Here is a 15,554-nt window from a genome sequence, read left to right as displayed (position 1 = left end):
TTGAGCGCCGCGGAGATCGACATGCCGAGGGCGTTGCGGGTGTCGACCGGGTCGAGCATGCCGTCGTCCCAGATCTCGGAAGTCGTGTAGTACGCGCTCTGCTTGCGCTTGAACTCGCCGAGCACCGGATCGCGGATGGCGTCGATGTCGGCCTGGCTGAGCTTCTGGCCCTGCCTGGCGAGCTGGCGGATCTTGACGTCGGCGAGCGTGTTGGCGGCCTGCTCGGCGCCCATCACCGAGGTCTGCGACTGCGGCCAGCTGAACAGCATGCGCGAGTCGAAGGCGCGGCCGCTCATGCCGTAGTTGCCGGCGCCGAAGGAGCCGTGGCACATGACGGTGAACTTCGGCACTTCCGAGTTCGACACCGCCATGATCATCTTGGCGCCGTCCTTGGTGATGCCGCGGCGCTCGTATTCCTTGCCGACCATGAAGCCGGTGATGTTCTGCAGGAAGATCAGCGGCACGCGGCCCTGGTTGCACAGCTCGATGAAGTGCGCGCCCTTGAGGGCGCTGTCGTTGAACAGCACGCCGTTGTTGGCGAGGATGCCGACCTTGTAGCCCCACAGGTGCGCGTAGCCGCAGATCAGGGTCTTGCCGTAGGCCGGCTGGTATTCGTGGAAGCGCGAGCCGTCGACCAGGCGCGCGATCACTTCCTTCATGTCGAACTGCGCCTTGATGTCGCGCGGCAGGATGCCGTACAGCTCGCGCGCGTCGTAGTACGGCGCTTCCGGTTCCTGCCACTCGATGGGCGATTTCTGCGGCCGCTTGAACTGCGCGACGATGTCGCGGGCGATGGCGATCGCCTCTTCCTCCGAAGCGGCCGGATAGTCGGCGGTGCCGGACACGCTGGTGTGCATGTCGCAGCCGCCGAGCTCGTCGACCGACACGTCCTCGCCGGTCGCGGCCTTCACCAGCGGCGGGCCGGCGAGGAAGATCGCGCCGGTGCCGCGCACGATGACGTTGTAGTCGGACAGGCCCGGCACGTAGGCGCCGCCGGCCGTGCAGTGGCCGAGCACCACCGACACCTGCTGCACGCCCATCTTCGACAGCATGCACTGGTTGCGGAAGATGCGGCCGGCCATGTACTTGTCGGCGAACAGATCCGCCTGCAGCGGCAAAAAGCCGCCGGCCGAGTCGCAGAGATGCACGACCGGCAGGCGGTTCTCGATGGCGATGTCGAGCGCGCGCACCGTCTTCTTCACCGTCAGCGGATACCAGGCGCCGCCCTTGACCGAGGCGTCGCCGGCGTTGATGACGACCTCGCGGCCGGAGACGATGCCGATGCCGGTCACGCAGCCCGCGCCCGGCACCTCGCCGCCATACGCCTCATTGGCGGCCAGCGACGAGAACTCGAGGAACGGCGTGCCCGGATCGAGCAAGAGGTTCAGGCGCTCGCGCACCAGCAGTTTCTTCTGGTCGCGCAGGCGGTCGATGTCGCGCTGCGGGCGCGAATGGCGGACCTTGTCCTGCTTTTCCTTGAACTCCTCGGCGAGACGGCGATTGTGCTCGGCGTTGGCCTGGAAGTCGGCGGAAGCCGTATTGAGCTTGGATTCAATTCTTTTCATGCCTGTACTTCCTGTACGAGCCGGCGCCATCCCTGGCGCCGGCTGTCAAATGGGTTCCGTGCTTTATCCGGCGGCACGTTCAAGGCTGAGCAGCAGCGCATCGCGATCGAAGGTCTGGCCCTTCTCGTAGGCGACGGCGGCGACCACGCCGTCGCGCGGCGCGGCGATCGTCGTCTCCATCTTCATGCTCTCCATGACCAGCAGGGTCTGGCCCTTCGTCACCGCATCGCCGGCCTTGACCGACACGGCGACGATGCTGCCCGGCATCGGCGCGCGGATGTGGTCTGCGGCGCTGCCGCCCGCGGCCGCGGCGAGACGGTCGAGCGGATGCCGGTAGCGCAGCTGGTAGGCCTCGCCGTCGAGATGCACGAAGACGTCGTCGCCGCGCGTGGCGACGACGACTTCGAGATGGCGCTCGCCCAGCGTCAGCCAGGCGCGGCCGTCGGCGGCGACGGCGAGATCGACGTCGAGCACCTGCTCGCCGACGTGCAGGCGATAGGCCCGCGCCGAGCGCGACAGCGCGATGTTGTGCTCGGCGTCGCCGAGCCTGAAGGCGTGTTGCATCGATTAATTCCTCCAGCCGCCGATCGCCGCATGCAGATCGGGCACCGCGTCGGCGACATCGCGCATCGGCCGCGTGCTGAGCGCCGCGGCGGCGAGCAGGGCCTGCAGCGTCTGGCTCGGCAGTTCCGGTTCGGCGGCGATCTGCGGGTTGGCGTCGAGAAAGCCGGTGTGCACATCGCCGGCGACGAAGGCCGGATGGGCGATCAGGCGGCGCAGGAAGGCCGTGTTGGTCTTGCAGCCGAGCAGCACGGTTTCCTTCAGGGCCTTGTCGGCGCGGGCGATCGCGTCCTTGCGATCCGTGCCGCGAATGATCAGCTTGGCGATCATCGGATCGAAGGCCGAGGTCACCTCGCCGCCCTGCAGCACGCCGCTGTCCCAGCGCACGCCTTCACCCTCGGGCGGGTGCAGCACGAGGATCGGCCCGGTGGTCGGCGTGTAGCCGCGCGCGGCGTCCTCGGCGTAGATGCGGAACTCGATGGCATGGCCCTGCGATTTCACATCGCCCTGTCCGTAACCCAGCGTCTCGCCGGCGGCGACGCGCAGCTGCTCCTGCACCAGATCGATGCCGGTGATCTCCTCGGTGACCGGATGCTCGACCTGCAGGCGCGTGTTCATCTCCAGGAAGTAGAACTCGCCGCCCTGGCCGAAGATGAACTCGACGGTGCCGGCGTTGCGGTAGCCGATCGAGCGCGCGATGCCGGCGGCCGTCTCGCAGATCTTCGCGCGCAGCGCCGGCGACAGCGCCGGCGACGGCGTCTCCTCGACGATCTTCTGGAAGCGGCGCTGCACCGAGCACTCGCGCTCGAACACATGCACGACGCCGCCCTGGCCGTCGCCGAGCACCTGCACTTCGATGTGGCGCGGATTCTCGATGTAGCGCTCGCAGTACAGGCGGCCGTCGCCGAAATAGCGCTGGCCTTCCGAACGGCCGCGCTCGATTTCCTGCTCCAGCAGCGCCAGATCGCGGACGATGCGCATGCCCTTGCCGCCGCCGCCGGCGCTCGGCTTGATCAAGAGCGGCGCGCCGACCTGGCGCGAGCGCTCGACGAAGCTCGCCGGATCATCGTCCTCGATCGCCGAGGGCGCGACCGGGAAGCCGGCCTTCTCGACGTAGGTGCGCGCGCGCACCTTGTCGCCCATCAGGTCGATCTGCTCCGGCGTCGGGCCGATGAAGCGGATGCCGGCCGCCTCGACGGCCGCGCAGAAACCCTTGTTCTCCGACAGGAAGCCGTAGCCCGGATGGATCGCGCCGGCACCGGCCGACTTCGCGGCGGCGATGATCTGCGCGCCGTCGAGGTAGGCGGCGACCGGCGTCGCGCCGCTGATCTCGATGGCCTGATCGGCCATCTTCACGGCGGCCGTGCCGCGATCGGCGGCGTGGTAGACGACCACGCCCCTCAGGCCGAGCTTCTGCACCGTGCGCAGCACGCGCACGGCGATCTCGCCGCGATTGGCGACGAGCACGGTAGTGAAGGGCCAGCTTTCGACGGCCAGTGCAGTAGGGTTCTTCGGATTCATGTTCAGGCTCAGTCCACCGCGCAGGCCTAGCGGTCCGTTGCGGTCTTCGCGTCTCCACCGGCTATTTAGTTGTGAGGGGTGATTCATCTCTCGCGAGTGTCCGTGCCCGGCAATTTCTGCACAGCCAGGCTGGACGACGAATATGGTATATCGTAAATTGTGAACAAGTAAAATAGTGTCGACACGACATAAACATCGTCAAGGCCTGAACTTCTTGCACAAGAAGAGGAGAGAGAAATGCCGACGCCGCCATACGATCATCCGTTGACCTTGCGCATGCCATTGCTGACGGCAGATACGCGGCCACGTATTCCGCCAGTCCATCGCACTACCGCGCGTGCCTGAACCCCTGAATTAAATCGCGGCGCTTGCGTCGCATGTGTGAAACCCAGACCTCTACCTCATGAACGACTTCAGAACTTTCCCCGCCGTCAGCGTGATGCAGGCCTTCACCGGCCTCAGCGACGACGAGCAGCAAATCCTCGACCAGGCCGATCGCATTGGTCGTGCGGAGTTCTATCCGCTCGCGCAGCGCATGGACGACGAGGAGTGGTGGCCGTCGGATATTTTTCCGAAGCTCGGTGAAAACGGCTATTTCGGCATCACCGCGCCGCCGGAGTTCGGTGGCTCCGGCATGGATTTCTTCTCGTCCGGCTTGATTGTCCAGGCGTTCGCACGCTGGAACCATGCGCTGGCGCTTGCCTGGGTCGCGCACGAGAACCTGTGCATGAACAACATTCTGCGCAACGGCAACGATGAGCAACGCCGCAAATATCTGCCGGCGATGAACAAAGGCACTGCAATCGGTGCGCTTGGCCTCACCGAGCCGGGCGCCGGGTCGGATGCACTGGGTTCGATGCGGACCACCGCAGTGCGTGATGGTGGTCACTATGTGCTCAATGGCCGCAAGATTTACATCACGAACGGGCCAGTTGCCGACGTGCTGCTGGTCTACGCGAAGACGGACAAGGAGAAGGGCGCGCACGGCATATCCGCCTTCATCATCGAGAAGGACTTCCCCGGATTCCAGGTCGCGCAAAAGCTTACGAAGATGGGCTTCCGTGGCAGCCAGACGGCGGAACTCGTGTTCGACAACTGCCGCGTGCCGGCCGAGAACCTGGTCGGCGATGAGAACCGTGGCGTGAAGATCGTGATGTCGGGCCTCGATCTCGAGCGTGCCGTGATCGCTCCGATCTGTCTTGGCATCGCAGAGCGCGCCTTCGAACTGTCAGTAAACTACGCGCAGCAGCGCAAGCAGTTCGGTCGCCGGATCGCCGACTTCCAGATGGTGCAGTCGATGCTGGCGGACATGTACGTATGGGTCGAATCCATGCGCGTGTTCACCTATCAAGTGCTCCGCGCCTGCAACGCGATCGACGAGAGCCAGGGCGGCCGCGGCGACATTCACATGCTGACCGCGGCCAGTGTCATGCACGCGGCGAACACGATGAACAAGGTGCTCGACCATGCGGTGCAGGTGCATGGCGGCTCCGGCTACATCTGGGAGTCCGAGATCAATCGTCTCTACCGTGCCAACAAGCTGCTGGAGATCGGTGCCGGCACGACAGAAGTCCGCAAGATGATCATTGCCGGCGAGCTGCTCAAGGCATAGCCGTCGGCGTATCTGGCAACGTGGCGGCTGGCGCCGCACCAACAGTCAAGGACAGCACATGGCAGGTTTGTATCTAGAGCAGTTCGAGCTCAATCAGGTGTTCCGGCACGAGATCCGTCGTACGGTTACCGAGGCGGACAACGTGTGGTTCTGCAGCGCGACCTACAATCCCGCGCAGATCCACATCGATGCCGAGTATTGCCGGACCACCGAATTCGGTAAGCCGCTGGTCAATTCCATTTTCACGCTCGGCTTGGTGCTGGGCTTATCGATCCAGGACACGACGCTCGGTACGACCGTCGCCAATCTGGGCATGACGGACACACGTTTTCCGAAGCCGGTTTTTGCCGGAGACACGCTGCGTTCGCAGACCACCGTCGTGGAGATTCGCGAGAGCAAGTCGCGCCCAAACGCCGGTATCGTCACCTTCCGTCATGAGGGCTACAACCAGGACGACGAACTGGTCTGCACGACGCTGCGTCAGGCCCTGATGCTGCGTCGCCCAGCCGTCGTGGCGCCGGCGGTCGGCGCCGCCGCGTGAATGGATCCGGCCATGCATACGGGCAAGGCACAGGACAACGGCTGCTCGCGGATTCGCTCGCTTCTGTTCGTTCCGGCTGACAACCCGCGAAAACTGCAAAAGGCGGTCACGCTTGGCGCTGACGCACTGATCTTCGATCTCGAGGACGCCGTGCTGCCGGCACGCAAGTGCGAGGCGCGCACCATGCTCGCCGAGTTCCTGCACGGCTACCGTGGCCCGAGCCAGCCCTGGGTTCGCGTCAACGATCTGCAATCGGGCGAGATTCTGGCCGACCTCGGCGCAGTCATCCGGCCTGGCGTCGCGGGTGTGGTGCTGCCGAAGCTGCGCGGCCCCGAGGACCTCGATCACCTCGGCCATTACCTTGACGCAGTCGAGGCCATGTCGGGCTGCGCGCAGGGCGCCACACGCGTGCTCGCGGTTTGCACGGAAACGCCGATCGCCGTGCTCAGAATGGCGGAGCTGGCGAAGAAGGGCCATCCGCGGCTGGCGGGCCTTATTTGGGGCGCCGAGGATCTCAGCAGCGCGCTCGGTGCCGGCGATCCTCGCAGCGCCGGCGGTGTCTGGCAGCCGCTGTATGAGCACGCGCGCGCGCAGTGCTTGCTGGCGGCGCATGCGCTCGGCATCGAAGCGATCGACACCGTGTACGTCGACATCCGCAACGGCGAAGGTTGCCGCAGCAACGCCGTGCTGGCGCGCCGCGATGGGTTCACCGGCAAGATCGCCGTCCATCCGGATCAGGTCGCGATCATCAATGACGCCTTCACGCCGAAAGCCGAGGAGATCGCCTATGCGCAGCGCGTCGTCGACGCCTTCGGCGGCAGTGCCGGCGCTGTCTCGGTCGACGGCCGCATGCTCGACATGCCGCATCTGCGTGGCGCGCAGCGTGTGCTTCGCGCCGCAGGCGTGCTTTGAAAATGCAGGAAGAGACCATGAAGACAAAAATCTACGCCGATGCGAAGAGCGCGTTGGCCGGTGTCGTTGCCGACGGCATGACCATCATGTCGGGCGGATTCGGACTGTGCGGCGTTCCGGAGGACCTGATCCAGGCGCTGAAGACCTCCGGTGTCCGCGATCTGACCGTGATTGGCAACAATGTCGGCTGTGACGGCCACGGCATGTGGCACGTGCTCGCCAACAACCAGATCCGCAAGGTGCTGGCGTCCTATGTTGGAGAGAACAAGATCCTCGAAAGCCGCTACATGAACGGCGAAATCGAGATCGAGTTCAACCCGCAGGGCACGCTGGCCGAGCGCATTCGCGCCGGCGGCGCCGGCATTCCGGCGTTCTACACGCGCACCGGCTACGGCACGAAGGTTGCCGAAGGCAAGGAGACGCGGCAGTTCAACGGGCAATGGTATGTGATGGAAACCGGACTGGTCGCCGACGTGTCCTTCGTGAAGGCTTGGAAAGCCGACGAGGAAGGCAATCTGGTGTATCGCAAGACCGCGCGCAATTTCAATCCGATGATGGCGACGGCAGGCAGGCTTGTCATCGCCGAGGTCGAGCAACTCGTCAACATCGGCGAGATTCCGCCCGACCAGGTGCACACGCCGGGCATTTACGTCGATCGCATCTTCGTGGCGTCGAACTACGTCAAACACATCGAGCGACTGACCACGCGTCCGCGGCCGGCGGCCGAACAGGGCTCGGGCATCGCTGCAGCCGCTGGAGCAGAGGTCTGATGGCTTGGACTAGAGAACAGATGGCCGCGCGCGCCGCGCGCGAGCTGCAGGATGGCTACTACGTCAACCTTGGCGTTGGCATCCCGACCATGGTCGCCAACCTGATTCCGGAAGGCATGCGCGTCATGCTGCACAGCGAGAACGGCATGCTCGGCATGGGACCGTTTCCCTTTGAAGGTGAGGCCGATGCCGATCTCATCAACGCCGGGAAGCAGACCATAACGGAGCTTCCGCAGACGAGCTACTTCCAGTCGTCGGATAGCTTCGCAATGATCCGCGGCGGACACATCAACCTATCCATCCTCGGCGGCATGCAGGTCGCGGAGAACGGCGATCTCGCCAACTGGATGGTACCGGGAAAGATGATCAAGGGCATGGGCGGCGCGATGGACCTGGTCGCCGGCGTGCCGCGCGTGGTTGTCGTCATGGAGCACAACGAAAAAGGCGGCGCCGCCAAGTTCAAGCGCCAGTGCAGCCTGCCGCTGACCGGAACTGGCGTCGTGGATCTGTTGATCACCGATCTCGCAGTCTTCGAGATCGATCGCGGCGGCAAGGGCGCGGTCCTCGTCGAACTGGCGCCGGGCGTGTCGGTGGACGAAGTGCGCGCAAGGACGGAGGCGAACTTCCGGGTGGCCGATGTGCTGGCGCGCGCTACCTAGCGGACGAAGCTTTCTTCGTTATTATCAATAGAGCCGCGTCGACGCGGCGTGGAGGAGAACAGCATGTACATGCATCGTGGACTGGAAGTAGATGAAGGTTCGAGCAAGCTCAAGTACGGCGTCATTGCGGGAATCGCGGTGGTTTTTGCGGTCGGCGTCTATGCCGCGACGAGTGGCGGAAAGAGTAAACCCTCGTCCAGGAAGGCGGCTCCTGCAGCCGAACGAGCGACGGTGCCGAAGCCGTCGGCGTTAACGGCCCCGACCGCGGCGAATACCGCCGCGGTCGCCGCGCCGGCGGCAATCGCGTCCGCGGCGCCCGTTGCCGAACCCACCGAACCTGCCGCGCAGCCGCAGCCGCAGCCGCAGCCGCAGCCGCAGACGTCGGCGGGCGAGTCGCATGCCGAAGCGGCCGCGCCGGTTCCACCCCGACAGCTGGCAATGGCTTCGTCGATGGACGATCTCGTTCCCGGCAAAGGCGGGGCTTTGGCGCCGGACGACGAGACAGTGTCGGCTGAAGCGGAAGCCGCGGTGCGCGAGCGCCAGCGGCCGGCGAAGCTGTTGCGCACGCCACCGCCTCCGGCCGTGGTGGCGCTGTCGCCATGGTGGCGCGCCAAGAGCGAGGGCGCCTTCAACGTGCAGTACGTCGGCCAGGCCGCGCAGCAGCAGACGCTGGTCATCCGATTCTCGAAGAGCCTGGCGGCGCCGCGTGACGCTGATCAGCACATTCACGTCATTGCGCAGGACGGCACTGCGGCCGCTGGCAATTGGCAGCTCGGCGGTAGCCCGTTTGTCCTCGTTCGCAATGGGCTTGCGCCCGGTCGCTATCTGGTGAGGATCGATCAAGGCCTGAACAGTGCGGCCGGCGACAAGCTGTCGGCCGCGCTGAGCGGCCCGATCTACATTCAATGACAATTTTGCGCCGGGGCGCTCCGGCGTTGGCCGTCATGGATTGGGAAGCGACAACTTGAACATCTACGATCGCATGCGAAGCCGGAGCGCGAGGCTCTGCGGCGCGCGGCCCGGCGCAGTGGCGTCCGGTGCCGGGCATTCGCGCGGCGGCCAAATGCGCCGGCGGCGCTACGCATGGCATGCAGCGATAGGCATTGTCATCCTCGCTGCCGCATCCGGCGCGCCGGCACAGACCGCCGTCTCGGATTGGGTCGCGGAGATTGTGTGGGTACCTCAGTATTGCCGTGATCATGCCAATGAGCGTATCGGCGACGCCTGCGTTGGCCAGCCGGGATTCGCGCTACGCAGGCTGCGTCCGATGCAGCAAGGGGCTTGCATGAGCAGAAGCCTGAGCGATGCCGACACCGACAACGCGACGCGCGTCATCGCCAGCGCGCGCTGGGCGCAAGACATGTGGCGGCGCGACGGCGCCTGCAGCGGGCTGCGGCCCGCCGAGTATTTCGATTTCGCCGGCCGCCTCGGCAGAAGGCTTGACATGTCGTCGCTGGCGTCTCTGGCCGGCTCTGCTGGAAGTGTCGACCGCAGCGTGTTCGAGCGCGAGATTCTGCGTGACCAGAACTCGCCCGACAGCAGCTCATTGGTACTTCGCTGCGACGGCACTGCGCTCACCCAGATCGAGGTATGCGTCAATGCCGAGCTTGATCCTGTTGCCTGTGAGCGGGTGAAGCCTAGAACATTGTGTCGCGGCGCTATAGAACTGCGAGGCAACAGCCACTGAACCCAGACGACTCGCACCGGCGGGATTGCCAGCGTCCGATACAATGTGTTACTAAGAAAATGTGTCGTAGATGTACAATACAGTTGTAAAACATTACGGCGAATGCCGTACTCAATGAGGAGAAGGTCAATGGCAGTTCGAACGCTCAGCCTCGACGAGGCTTCGACAGTATCCGGCGGTCGCAGTGGTGGCATTCCGGTTATCACGCCAATCGTGTCGGGCCGTGTCGTGCAGGCGGTCCTCGACAGCGGCTTCACCGCGCTCGGCGCGCTATTCCGCAACCGCTTGCTTTCCGGTGTGGTGGCAGGCCTTGGGGGCACACTGAACAGGCTCATCGGCGGCTGACGGGCGGCAGTCGCCAGCGTCAGCGGCGGTCCATTCGTCGCTGACCACTGGCTAGGCAGCGCAGCCAAGGCCGCCCGCACGACTCATGTGCTGGGCGGCCCGTTGCATTTTGGTGCCGGCCGAAGCGCGGCTTGGCCAATGGGATGCTGCTTCGTCATGCCGTCGGGGCGAGGCCTGGTTGCGTAGCTCGGGGAACGCGCCGACAGAGACCGACAAGCGATGACATCTCTCTTCCGACGCGAAGCGTTCGCGGCGCAACAGGCGAGCCCCTACGGGAAAATCGTTCTGGTTCAGCTGCCGTCATTGTGGCTACTCAGCGCCGTTGCAGTCGCATTCGCGCTGGCGAGTGTTCTACTGTTCGTGTTCGCGAGCTACACGCGACACAGCTCGGTGCGTGGACAGCTGGTGCCCGATGCGGGCCTGATCCGGATTTATCCACCGCTCGAGGGCGTCATCGTTGAGCGGCGAGTGAACGAGAGCCAATCCGTCAAGGCCGGCGACGTGTTGTTCGTGCTGTCGGCCGATCGGTCGACGGGCATCATGCGCGACGCGCGCCCAGCAGACGCTTCGCCCGGCACCGGAACGCGCGCCTCTGCGAGGCTGTCCTCTAAGTCGGATGAATTCCGCCGGCAGATCGCGATGCTCGACGCGCAGCTTGAGACACAGCGCCGCCGCGTCGACATCAGCAGCGAGGCGGTGAACAACTACGAGCGTTTGCTGGCGAAGAAGTATGTCTCCGCCGAGCAAGTGCAGCAGCGTCGCGCCGACTACCTCGAACAAAAGGCGCAACTGCAGAGCATGGAACGCGAGCGCCAGCAGCTCGTACATGAGCTCGACATGCAGTCCATTGCCATTACGGCAACACAAGCGGGCACCGCCACCGCTGTGGCCGGCGATGTCGGACAGATCGTCAACGGCCAGCTACCACTCGTCAGCATCGTGCCCGAGCACTCGCCGCTGCATGCCGAGTTGCAGGTGCCGAGCAGTGCGATCGGCTTCGTCCGAGAAGGCGATCGGGTGCAGCTGCGCTACGACGCATACCCATACCAGAAGTTCGGCCGGTATTCCGGCACCGTGGTGTCGGTTTCAAAGATCGCCATGATGCCGGCAGAACTCGGCTCGTTCAACGAGATAGCTGCGAAAATGGAGCCCGTCTACCAAGTGCGCGTGCGCCTCGATCAGCAGCAGATCGGCGCGGCGCAGCGGCCCCACGCGCTAATCGCAGGCATGCTGCTCGAAGCGGACCTTCCGCAGGATCGCCGCCGCCTGTACGAATGGGCCTTCGAGCCACTGCTCGGCATCGCGCAGCGGTTCTGAGATGATCGAGCGCATAAGCTTCAGCTGGCGGAAGCGCGTTCCGCTGGTCCTGCAGACGGAAGCCGCCGAGTGCGGACTCGCCTGTCTGTCCATGGTGGCTGGCTATTACGGGCAGCATAGCGACCTCGCGGCATTGCGATCGCGCTTTTCGGTATCGCTGAAGGGTACGACGCTGGCGTCGCTGGCGCAGACCGCCGAAGCCCTTGGCCTGACGGCGCGGCCGGTGAAGCTTGAGCTCGACGACCTGCCCGAGCTGCGCCTGCCATGCGTTCTGCACTGGCGCTTCAATCACTTCGTCGTGCTGGAGAGCGTGAGCCTGGCTGGCGCCGTCATTCTCGATCCGGGGAGCGGCCGCCGGCGCTTGTCGATGGCAGAGCTGTCGGACGCCTTCACCGGCGTCGCTCTCGAACTCTTGCCGGGACGGTCCTTCGCCACCGCGCCACGGCGCCGGCAGGTCAGCATACGGCGCCTAATGGGCGATATCAGCGGCCTTTATAGGTCGGGATTGCAGACATTACTGTTGGCGCTGACGCTCGAAGTGTTCTTCCTCGCCACGCCATTCCTGACCCAATGGGTGGTCGACGACGTTCTCGTATCGGCGGACCTCAGCTTGCTGAACCTGCTCGCGCTCGCCTTCGCGATGCTACTGATGATGCAGCAGTTCGTCGTGCTGCTACGCGGCTGGGTGCTGGTCTATTTTGAGACGAACCTCGGCGTGCAATGGCATATCAACGCGTTTGCGCATCTTCTGAAGCTGCCGATTGCCTATTTCGAGAAGCGCCACATCGGCGACGTTCTGTCGCGATTCGGATCCATCGACACGATCCGGCGCACTTTAACCACGTCGTTCCTGGAGTCGCTGATCGACGGCCTAATGTCGATTCTCACCGCGGCGGTGATGGTGATCTACAGCCTCAAGCTGGCCGCCATCGCCCTCGCGGCGATGGCGATCTATGCTGCCATGCGCTGGCTGTGGTATGCAGCTCTGCGCGATGCGACGGAGCAGGAAATCATCCATGCTGCGCGACAACAGAGCCACTTCCTCGAATCGGTCCGCGGCATCAAGGCGATCAAGCTCTTCGATCGCGACCGCGAGCGCCGCCAAATCTGGAGCAGCCTACTCGTCGAGCAGGTGAACGCCGGACTGCGTGTCAAGCGCATGGGTCTCGCATATCACGCCTTAAGCGGTCTACTGGTAGGCGGGGAGCACATTCTCGTGCTCTATGTCGGTGCCATCTTAGTGCTCGATCACGGCATGACGGTCGGCATGCTGTTGGCGTTCGTTGCGTACAAGTCCTTGTTCGACACACGTGTCGCCGCGCTGATCGACAAGATGATCGAAGTCGGCATGCTGCGGCTACAGGGCGAACGCCTCGCCGATATCCTGCTGCACCCGGCCGAGGCGGAGTGCGAAGAGCCGTTTGGCGCCGCGCACGATCCGGCGCCCGAGTTGGCGCTGCGGGCTGTGAGCTTCCGCTATGCGCCGTCGGAGCCGATGGTTCTGGCGAATGTATCGCTGCGCATCGCGGCCGGCGAATCGGTGGCGATCACGGGGCCTTCGGGTAGCGGCAAGACGACGCTCCTGCACCTGCTGCTCGGATTGCTGCCGCCGAGCGAAGGAGAAGTCTTGCTCGGTGGAAGAAGCCTTGCGCTCGTTGGCGCACGTGCTCTTCGCCGGATGACGAGCGCGGTGATGCAGGACGATTCGCTCTTCGCCGGTTCGATTGCCGAGAACATCAGCTTTTTCGATCCACGTCCCGATCATGGCTGGATCGCCGAGTGCGCGAAGCTCGCAGCGATCGACTGCGATATTCGCGACATGCCGATGGGCTACAACACCATGATCGGCGACATGGGCGCTGCGCTGTCCGGTGGCCAGAAGCAGCGGATACTGATCGCGCGCGCGCTCTACAAGCGGCCGAAGATCCTCGTGCTCGACGAAGCGACCAGCCATCTCGATGCGGATCGCGAGCGGCAGATCAACGCCGCTATCGCCTCGCTCAATATCACGCGCATCATCGTCGCGCATCGCGCGGAAACGGTGCGCTCCGCCGATCGGGTCATCGCGCTGCGCGGCGGCTCCGTGCTTACGCCTTGCACAACGGTGCCGCCGGATGGGGCGGGGATATAGCGTGCGAGTGGACCGGCTAGCGCGGCGCATGCGGCGCTCCTCGGTTGTTCCGCTCTGGATCACGGCCACGGTCTTCATGCTCGCGTATTCGACATGGTGCGGCGCAGGCGTTGGGGAGTCCGACATGTCGCTCGCGGTGGCGTCCGTGGCTTCGGGCGACGTCGACCATTCCTACTGCGGTCAGCAGCCGCAGCTCGATGCGCTGACCTTGACCGCCTTCATCGCCCGCGTGCTATGCCGCGATCCGCGCAGCGCGGCGGCTTGGGCCAGCGTCGAAGCGCAATCCGCCGCGATCGGTTTGGCGAAGGCGGCCTACTACCCGCAGCTTGGCGTGAGTGCAGCAATCGGCCGGATTGACGAAACCGCGAATTACGGGAATGCATCCGAGCAGAATGCGTCCTTGCACGGCGCGACCAATGACCAGGCCCTCTCGTTGAGCTGGATCCTGTACGACTTCGGTTTGCGCAAGGCACAGCTGGCGCGGGAGCGCGCACGGCTGCAGGCGGCGCTCGCGATGCGGGAGGACGGCGCACAGACCGTTCTGTCCGAGGCTATCGCGGCGTACTTCGATGCCTTGCAGGCCGCTCGCGTTCTCGCCGCCGAGCGCGAGGCCGAAGCCATCGCCCAGCACAGCCTGAGCGTAGCCGAGGGCAAGCTCGCGGTCGGCGTCGCCTCTGAGGCCGATTGCCTGCAGGCCAGGACAGCGCTGGCGCGCGCGGCGGTTGGCCGCATTACCGCGGAAGGGGCGAGTACGCGCACGCTCGGCATGCTGGCGGTGATGATGGGGCTGCCGCCCGATGCTGAAATTGCGATTTTCGCAAGCGGCGACGACAGCGAGGACGCTCCACAGCTCGGCGATCTGGCGGGCCGCCTCATTGAACGTGCCGTACAGTCGCACCCCAGGGTCGGCGCCGCGCTTGCGCAGCTACAGGCAGCACGGTCCGGTCTCGATGCTGCGAAGTCGAGCGGCCTGCCGCAGCTGTCGATGTCCGCTCTCGGTGAGCGCAGTGACAATCCCGCCGATCGCGCGCTCATCGAGCAGACAATCCATTCCTCGAGCATTGGCCTGCAGCTCAACGTACCGCTGTTCGACGGCTTCACGCGCCAGTACCGGATCAAGGAGGCGCGGGCCGCGCTCGAACGCAGCACCGCCGAGCTGCGCGGCGTCGAACGGGAAGTGACACGTGAGATCTGGCAGCGCTATGTCGCGGTGAAGAACGGTGTGCAGGATGTACAGGCCGCGCAGGCGCTGCTCGACATCGCGCGGCAGTCCTACCAACTCGCTGCCGGCCGCTACCAGAACGGCGTCGGGAATATCGTCGAGATGCTCATGGCGCAGTCCGGCCTGGCCGAGGCGCGTAATCATCAGGAGTCGGCGATCAGTCAGCTGCGATCGGCACGCCTGCAGCTCGCGGTGAGCATTGGACAGACTGCAGAAATCGGCCGGCTTGACGTGCATACGGATACTGCACCGGCCGCCGCGGCGGTTGGTGGCCGCGAGGATCGGGCGCTGGCTGCCACACCGCATGGCGGGGTGCCGCGCATCAGTACCATCGAGCCACAGCCGGTGCCTGGCGGGCAGGGGCCACGCGCTCTGACGCTGAAGGGCGCTAACTTCGCCGAGGGCGCCGTTGTGAATCTGCGCAACGAGACCGAGGGCCGCTCGTATGCGGCGCGCATCCCCATCGTCTTCGGCTCCGACAACCTATGGCTCTGGGCGCCGATCGGCTGCGCCGCCAAATGGAGTGCGCAAGTACAGAACGCGGACGGGCAGCTCTCGAATCCATATACCTTCGAGGTCGTCGGCGGCTGCTAGCACTGGCCACGAGCATTTCATGGAGCACGAGCGAGGGGCGACAACATAGCATGGGTGTGCAGCATCACAAGAGGAAAGCAAACCATGCGCAGATGGCCAGTAGAATGTATCGGCTGA

General features: G+C 64.8%; 14 protein-coding genes. 11 read left to right on the top strand and 3 right to left on the bottom strand.

Annotated features, from left to right (window positions below):
• From K344_RS0111580 to K344_RS0111570, 3 genes are all read right to left on the bottom strand, one after another.
• The coding region (locus K344_RS0111580; RefSeq protein WP_028080805.1) for an acyl-CoA carboxylase subunit beta at nt 1-1,565 on the bottom strand (1,565 nt) is incomplete at its 3' end.
• A 63-nt stretch (nt 1,566-1,628) separates the two neighbouring features.
• Nucleotides 1,629-2,129, bottom strand: coding sequence for an acyl-CoA carboxylase biotin carboxyl carrier protein subunit (locus tag K344_RS0111575; RefSeq protein ID WP_028080804.1), 501 nt, complete (start codon nt 2,127-2,129; stop codon nt 1,629-1,631).
• Nucleotides 2,130-2,132: 3 nt separating this feature from the next.
• Nucleotides 2,133-3,647 (bottom strand): acetyl-CoA carboxylase biotin carboxylase subunit, encoded by a 1,515-nt coding sequence (locus tag K344_RS0111570; RefSeq protein ID WP_051362160.1) that lies wholly within the window; start codon nt 3,645-3,647, stop codon nt 2,133-2,135.
• 403 nt (nt 3,648-4,050) lie between these two features.
• Between K344_RS0111570 and K344_RS0111565 the strand changes: the two genes are divergently transcribed.
• The 11 genes from K344_RS0111565 (at nt 4,051) to K344_RS0111515 (ending at nt 15,437) form a co-directional block, all read left to right on the top strand.
• The gene (locus K344_RS0111565) at nt 4,051-5,259 is read left to right on the top strand and encodes an acyl-CoA dehydrogenase family protein (protein ID WP_157622883.1); all 1,209 of its coding nucleotides are present in this window, start codon (nt 4,051-4,053) and stop codon (nt 5,257-5,259) included.
• A 58-nt stretch (nt 5,260-5,317) separates the two neighbouring features.
• Nucleotides 5,318-5,800 carry a MaoC family dehydratase gene (locus K344_RS0111560; protein ID WP_028080801.1) on the top strand — a complete coding sequence of 161 codons (483 nt, stop codon included), beginning with the start codon at nt 5,318-5,320 and terminating at the stop codon, nt 5,798-5,800.
• The gene (locus K344_RS0111555; RefSeq protein ID WP_211234529.1) at nt 5,801-6,712 is read left to right on the top strand and encodes an HpcH/HpaI aldolase/citrate lyase family protein; all 912 of its coding nucleotides are present in this window, start codon (nt 5,801-5,803) and stop codon (nt 6,710-6,712) included.
• 17 nt (nt 6,713-6,729) lie between these two features.
• On the top strand, nt 6,730-7,482 hold the full coding sequence (locus K344_RS0111550; RefSeq protein WP_028080799.1) for a CoA transferase subunit A: 753 nt from the start codon (nt 6,730-6,732) through the stop codon (nt 7,480-7,482).
• Nucleotides 7,482-8,141, top strand: a complete 660-nt coding sequence (locus tag K344_RS0111545; protein WP_028080798.1) for a 3-oxoacid CoA-transferase subunit B — start codon at nt 7,482-7,484, stop codon at nt 8,139-8,141. The genes K344_RS0111550 and K344_RS0111545 overlap by 1 nt, the downstream gene beginning before the upstream one ends.
• Before the next feature lie 63 nt (nt 8,142-8,204).
• Nucleotides 8,205-9,050, top strand: coding sequence for a hypothetical protein (locus tag K344_RS24030; protein WP_157622882.1), 846 nt, complete (start codon nt 8,205-8,207; stop codon nt 9,048-9,050).
• Nucleotides 9,051-9,105: 55 nt separating this feature from the next.
• On the top strand, nt 9,106-9,828 hold the full coding sequence (locus K344_RS24025; RefSeq protein WP_157622881.1) for a ribonuclease T2 family protein: 723 nt from the start codon (nt 9,106-9,108) through the stop codon (nt 9,826-9,828).
• 129 nt (nt 9,829-9,957) lie between these two features.
• Nucleotides 9,958-10,173, top strand: coding sequence for a hypothetical protein (locus K344_RS24020; protein ID WP_157622880.1), 216 nt, complete (start codon nt 9,958-9,960; stop codon nt 10,171-10,173).
• A 219-nt stretch (nt 10,174-10,392) separates the two neighbouring features.
• The gene (locus tag K344_RS0111525; RefSeq protein ID WP_028080795.1) at nt 10,393-11,490 is read left to right on the top strand and encodes an HlyD family secretion protein; all 1,098 of its coding nucleotides are present in this window, start codon (nt 10,393-10,395) and stop codon (nt 11,488-11,490) included.
• A 1-nt stretch (nt 11,491) separates the two neighbouring features.
• A complete protein-coding gene (locus K344_RS21395; protein WP_051362158.1) occupies nt 11,492-13,621 on the top strand; it encodes a peptidase domain-containing ABC transporter in 2,130 nt (709 codons plus the stop codon).
• A gap of 124 nt (nt 13,622-13,745) precedes the next feature.
• Nucleotides 13,746-15,437 (top strand): TolC family protein, encoded by a 1,692-nt coding sequence (locus tag K344_RS0111515; RefSeq protein ID WP_028080794.1) that lies wholly within the window; start codon nt 13,746-13,748, stop codon nt 15,435-15,437.
• The last annotated feature ends 117 nt before the right edge of the window (nt 15,438-15,554 follow it).

This window comes from Solimonas soli DSM 21787 (genome assembly GCF_000474945.1).
Lineage (GTDB): Bacteria > Pseudomonadota > Gammaproteobacteria > Nevskiales > Nevskiaceae > Solimonas > Solimonas soli.
This window is presented reverse-complemented; position numbering and strand designations above follow the sequence as displayed.